Genomic DNA, 1,363 nt, shown 5'->3' on the forward strand with positions numbered 1-1,363 from the left:
GCCCATTATATTGCTTTCGGCTTTAAATATGGACAATTTAGGTTGCTCACCAACTGCCATCATTGAAAAACCTTTTGATATCATGGATCTCCAACAGAAAGTGAAAAACATTGTTGGATAAAAACTAAAGATCATTTAAGCATAAAAAAGGGATAGACTAACAGCCTATCCCTATATCTAAACTCAAACATGCGCTCAAACATGAATGAATCTCCAAAATTAAACATTTTAGTTTATTATTAGTTTTAAAAAGCAGTGTAAATAGTTAAAGATTACATATTAGAAGGTGTTAAGCCACGCTTAGTTTTACTATCTGAAATACTTAGTTTCATTTTTGAGTTTTATTGCTGAGATTTATAAAATGAAATTATCATGATTTTCAAAAACTGTACTCCAGGTCAATCACGATTGCTTCATTACCATTAAAACATATTGATACAGATGAAAATAGCAACTTATAATGTAAACGGAATAAATGGGCGCTTACCTGTTCTGTTACGTTGGCTGGAAGAAACCCAACCTGATGTGGTTTGTTTGCAGGAATTAAAGGCACCGCAAGAAAAATTTCCGGAGCAGGCTATTAAAGATGCTGGTTATAATGCCATTTGGCATGGTCAAAAAAGTTGGAATGGCGTTGCTATATTGGCTCGAAACCTGGAAATAAAAGAGCTGAAACGAAATTTGGATGGTGATCCTGAAGATTTGCACAGCCGATATATCGAAGCAATGGTGAATAATGTTATAATTGGTTGTCTTTACCTTCCGAACGGAAATCCGGCACCAGGACCAAAATTCGAATACAAGTTACGATGGTTTGAGCGTTTTACGGCCCACGCGGCAAAACTGTTAGAATATAATTTACCAGTAGTTTTATGTGGCGATTATAACGTAATACCTACAGAGCTTGATGCTTATAAACCAGAGCGTTGGGTTGAAGATGCTTTATTCCGTCCTGAAACCCGTTTGGCATTTCAAAATTTAATGGCACAAGGCTGGACAGATGCGATCAGAAAATTATACCCTACCGAAACGATATATACCTTTTGGGATTATTTCAGGAATGCATATGGTAGAGATGCGGGATTAAGAATTGATCATTTTTTACTTAGTCCTCAGGTTAGTGATCGCTTAAAATCTGCAGGAGTAGATAAACAAGTGAGGGGCTGGGAAAAAACAAGCGATCACGGTCCGGTATGGATTGAACTAAACGAGGCTTAATATTATTAGGACTTATTCTTTAAATCGGTTACATCTAAAATTGTTCCTATTAATTTTAAGCATTCGCCGTCCTGTTGGGATAGTATTCCGTCGGCTTTAATCCATCTAATTTCTCCGTCAGGCCGGCAAATTCTGTGTACTGTGT

At 36.7% G+C, this 1,363-nt stretch carries 1 protein-coding gene; it reads left to right on the forward strand.

Annotated features, from left to right (window positions below; translation table 11 throughout):
• The first annotated feature begins 441 nt into the window (after nucleotides 1-441).
• Nucleotides 442-1,218 (forward strand): exodeoxyribonuclease III, encoded by a 777-nt coding sequence (xth, locus tag AC1DND_RS27945; protein WP_426326033.1) that lies wholly within the window; start codon nucleotides 442-444, stop codon nucleotides 1,216-1,218.
• Nucleotides 1,219-1,363 lie beyond the last annotated feature (145 nt).

It is taken from the genome of Pedobacter sp. 01N416, assembly GCF_056399685.1.

What these genes read in the sequence shown, in the direction of transcription:
- xth (WP_426326033.1), top strand. Translation starts at nt 442, where the DNA reads ATGAAAATAGCAACTTATAATGTAAACGGAATAAATGGGCGCTTACCT.